Source organism: Neobacillus sp. 19 (genome assembly GCF_049463095.1).
In the GTDB taxonomy this organism is placed as follows: Bacteria; Bacillota; Bacilli; order Bacillales; family Cytobacillaceae; genus Neobacillus.
In genome coordinates, this window is sequence record NZ_JBMPZU010000014.1 from 1 (window position 1) to 4,594 (window position 4,594).

The following is a 4,594-nucleotide window of genomic DNA, read 5'->3' on the forward strand; positions in this document are numbered from 1 at the left end:
TATTTATATGTAAGTTTTTAAAGCCCTTAGCAGACTATCTCACTAACCCATGCTTCTGCAATTTTCTTACGATAGTAGATTGGTTTACACCAAGACTATTGGCCATTTCCCTTGTTGTGTTACATCGGCTCATTGCCTTTAATAAAAGTTCCTTTTCAACTGTCTCTATGAATTCTAGTAAATTTGGCAACTGTTTTCCCCCTGTTTCTAGAGGAATTAGTTGAGAAGAACTATTTTCCTTTTCATCAAAAATAATCGCCTTTTCCACTACAACGAATCTTTCTATCGTATTTTCTAACTCCCTAACATTCCCTGGCCATGAATACTCTAATAATTGTTTTAACTGTAAAGGATTAAGAGCAATATGTTTTCGATATTTTTGATTAAATACATGAAGGAAATGAAATGCCAGTTTCTCTATGTCTTCCTTTCTATCTCTAAGACTGGGAATTTGGATAGGTACTACATTAATACGATAATATAGATCCTCACGAAACGTACCATCTTTGATCATTTGACTTAAATCTTTATTTGTAGCAGTAATAATTCTTACATCAATTTTCTTTTCCTTTGTTCCGCCAACTTTCATAATTACTCTTTCCTGTAAGGCTCGTAAAAGTTTCACTTGAAGCGCAAGTGACAGTTCGCCAATTTCATCCAAAAAAAGAGTCCCTTTATCTGCAAGCTCAAATATCCCCAATTTCCCACCTTTTCTGGTACCAGAAAAAGCTCCTTCTTCATAACCAAATAATTCCGATTCCAATAAATTTTCTGGTATAGCTCCGCAATTGACGGTAATAAACGGCTTATCTCTTCTGCTACTTAATAAATGGATTTGGTTTGCGACGATTTGTTTCCCTACTCCTGTTTCACCTAATATTAAAACTGAAGCATCTACGGACGCTACCGAACTGATCAGCTCATACAGTTCCTCCATCTTCTTGCTCTTATAAATAAATGGTTTCTCTTCATATTTTTCTTGACGAAAGCGTGCAACCTCCCTTTGGTAATTTTCTATCAAACTCCTTGATTCTTCCAATCTCTTTTTAAGTGCATTTACCTCCGTTGAATCCTTTGTGATAGAAACAACCCGGACAACATCTCCCTTGTCATTTTTAATAGGGATAGATTCTATATCAAAAATTTCACCTGTATTTGTATACTGCAAGCCACTTTCCCGCTTGCCTGACCTTAAAACCTTCGCAGTGATAGAGGGATAGAATACTTTCCTCTTCTCCAAGTCAAACACATTTTTCCCCAGATGCTGCTGGTCATCGTTAGAGGTTACCCGAATTACTTTTCCTGTTTCATCTGCTACAAATACACTTTGATAATACTGTTCAAAAACGGTTTGCAATTCTTCCATAAACCACTCATCATTGGACGCAATATTTCGAATACTTTTATCGGACTCCCAGTCAATTACCCCTTCAATCTCTTTATTTTTATCCATAATAACAATGATTTTATTTTCTTCATAAATCGGTTGATTTGAAACGTCATTATATAATACTGAGACCTCTGTTGTTATACTTTCAATTGATAAAGTATTCATATTAGCCAAATCAACTTCTGTTAATTTTTCATATAGCGCTTCACGTCTAATACATCCTGAAACCTGCTGACCCGAACAAAGAATAAACCAATTATAATTAGATTTCACTGCCTCGGTTATGATTTGCTGAAAGGTAACAGGCAATTGTACACACATCGCATCTTTTATGAAATATTCCTTTATATTCATTTTATTACTCTCCCTTTTAAGAAAATCATTGACAATTTCCCTAACAATTGAAATAAAAGTTTGTTGAGTAAATATTTAAACTACCTTATTACATTATTATTCTACAACTTACTCCAATCCTCCTGTATGAGCCATCCTAAACTAGCTAGAACCAATTCAAAATCGCTCGTCAACTTTACTGCCCATAGAATTAGTAAGCTAGAGGAAAACAGAAAAATCCCAGATGAAATATTTTCATCCGGGTGTGTGAGTCAATGATTCATGTATGTTCTTTATTACTTTCGTTTATTTATTAAGCTTAGATCTTGTGTAAAAATCAAACATTACTGCCCCTATAATTATTATTCCTTTAAACGTGGATTGCCAGTAAGGACTCATTGCCATACTATCAAATACATTTGACAAAATAATTAAAGTTGAACCACCAATGAATGTTCGCCATATTGCACCTTGCCCTCCATATAACGATGTTCCACCAATAACTACTGCTGCAATTACATCAAGGACAATTGTCTCTCCAATATTGGCCTGCCCTTGACCTAATCTAGAAGCAATAATAATCCCACTTAAAGCTGCGCACATACCGCTTATCCCATAAACAGATGTTGTTATTCCATTAACCCGTAGACCAGATAATCTACTAGCTTCCTTATTCCCCCCGATTGAAAATAATGATTTTCCAAAGGTAGTGAAAGTTAGGATGATACCAGCTATAAAATAGGCTAGAAACAAGAAAATTACTGAAGCTGGAATCACACCAACAAACCCAGATCCCAGCCATTGAAATGAGGTCTTTTCTACATAAAAAGGTTGAGAATCGGAATATAAAAGTGCCATCCCAGTAAAAATTGAACCTGAACCTAGTGTTGCAATAAATGCCGGCACATTAAATTTGGTTACGATTACACCATTTAATAAGCCTAAAATGAAACCGAAAAGTATTGTAATTACTATTACTACTGCCAAAGGTAAATGATCTGCAAGGCTGGCCACAAGAACAGCACTCGCGGCATAAATCCCGCCTACAGACATATCTAGTCCACCAGTAATTAATACAAATGTCATTCCTATACTCATTACACCGATGATTGATAATTGGCTATATATATTTAATAGGTTTTCTGGTAAAAGAAATCTAGGATAGAGGATTGTTGCAACGGCTATTATTATAATAAACGCAACTACTGTACCATACTCCAAAAATAAATAGTTTATATTTTTGGACTTAAAGTATTTTTTATGTTCTAAATTAATTTTAGATTCTAACACTATTTTGTCCTCCCTAGAAAGTAGAGTTCAGTATATTACTTACGCTTATTTCTTCTTTATCTTTCAATTCCTTAACCATTCTTCCCTTTGAGAAAACAATTACTCTATCACTTACAGTAACCACTTCTTCCAGTTCAGATGAAATGACGATTATACCCATTCCTTTGTCAGCTAGATCTTTTAATATTTTCATGACGTCTTTTTTTACTCCAATGTCAATGCCACGAGTGGGCTCGTCAACTATTAAAATTTTGGGTTTAATATTACAAACCTTTGATAAAAGAACCTTTTGTTGGTTTCCACCTGAAAGGTTTTTACACTCTAAATTTACAGATCTGGTTAAACCAAATTGTTCAGAAAAATCTTGAGCAATACTATTTGCCGATTTTTTTAAATAGAAACCCCATTTACTAACTTGTTTAAAATTAACCATATTGATGTTATCTTGTGCAGATAACCCTAAGACAAGCCCTTGGCTCTTTCTATCTTCCGGAGCCAACGCAATACCATACTTCATTGCAACTCTTGGCGATGTTGGCCATTTTTCCTTTTTTCCTTCAATTACTAACTGACCCGATGAGGTTGGTTCTAATCCCGACAACGCTCTTACGAAGGTGCTTCTTCCTGAACCGACAAGTCCTCCAATACCAACAATTTCACCCGAAAAAACAGTAAGATTAATTGATTCTATAATTCCTGGTACAGTAACATTTTTACAACTTATAATTTCTTTTTCTATCCTTCCGTCCAACCACTTTCTCATCTATATCGAATTTCAAATATTCTTTAACGTTTTCATGCCCCAGCATACTTGCAACTAACTTTTCTTTTGTCCATAAATCTTTTTGCATTGTACATACCTTTTCTCCATCCCTAAATACTGTTATATTGTCACTAATTTCAAGTATTTCTTCTAAATTATGACTTACATAAATGATTGTTATACCCTTACTTCGAAGGGATTTAATTGTCTTTAAAAGAGATTTTCTTTCCGGGGGAGCAAGGGATGCTGTTGGTTCATCAAGTAATATTATTTTTGCATTTGATTGAATCCCTCTCATAATCTCTAAAATTTGTTGATCTGCAATAGAAAGTCTATTAGCTAAAAGAGATGGGGGTATATCTACCCCCATAATTTGAGAAAGTTCATTAAATCTTATCTTCATCTTTTCCTTCGATATAAAACCCAGACGACTTATCGTTTGCCCTAAAAATACATTTTCCAGGGCGGTTAAATTAGGAATAACAGTAAGCTCCTGATAAATAGTAGCAATTCCTTGGTTCCTAGACGACCTTGGATCACCGTAGTGTAACTCATCGCTAAAGATGTGAACGCTTCCACTACTTGGGGCAATACGCCCAGATAAGATCCCTAATAAAGTAGATTTACCAGCCCCATTTTGACCCACTATTGAATGAATTTCACCAATTTTAATATCTAAATTAATATTATTATTAGCATTAATGAAGTGGCGCACGAAAAACGCGAAAGCGTTTCACGAGAAATGCGAAAACGCCTATCTAGGTTGTTGCGTTTGGGGTTAAATATCGGCTGCTCTTAAACTGAACCAGTAGGCTACA

4 protein-coding genes are annotated in these 4,594 nt (G+C 34.9%); all 4 read right to left on the minus strand.

Annotation, left to right across the window (positions count from 1 at the left end; all coding sequences use genetic code 11):
* Positions 1-34: 34 nt before the first annotated feature.
* Positions 35-1,744, minus strand: coding sequence for a sigma-54 interaction domain-containing protein (locus ACO1D1_RS03105; RefSeq protein WP_423334916.1), 1,710 nt, complete (start codon positions 1,742-1,744; stop codon positions 35-37).
* A 285-nt stretch (positions 1,745-2,029) separates the two neighbouring features.
* Positions 2,030-3,013 (minus strand): ABC transporter permease, encoded by a 984-nt coding sequence (locus ACO1D1_RS03110; RefSeq protein WP_149870418.1) that lies wholly within the window; start codon positions 3,011-3,013, stop codon positions 2,030-2,032.
* A 13-nt stretch (positions 3,014-3,026) separates the two neighbouring features.
* Positions 3,027-3,776: an ATP-binding cassette domain-containing protein gene (locus ACO1D1_RS03115; protein WP_423334917.1), complete on the minus strand. Its 750-nt coding sequence runs from the start codon at positions 3,774-3,776 to the stop codon at positions 3,027-3,029.
* Positions 3,727-4,491: an ATP-binding cassette domain-containing protein gene (locus tag ACO1D1_RS03120; RefSeq protein ID WP_423334918.1), complete on the minus strand. Its 765-nt coding sequence runs from the start codon at positions 4,489-4,491 to the stop codon at positions 3,727-3,729. The genes ACO1D1_RS03115 and ACO1D1_RS03120 overlap by 50 nt, the downstream gene beginning before the upstream one ends.
* Positions 4,492-4,594 lie beyond the last annotated feature (103 nt).

Coding starts and splice junctions, on each gene's coding strand:
- ACO1D1_RS03115 (WP_423334917.1), bottom strand. CDS start 3,776: ATGAGAAAGTGGTTGGACGGAAGGATAGAAAAAGAAATTATAAGTTGT.
- ACO1D1_RS03105 (WP_423334916.1), bottom strand. CDS start 1,744: ATGAATATAAAGGAATATTTCATAAAAGATGCGATGTGTGTACAATTG.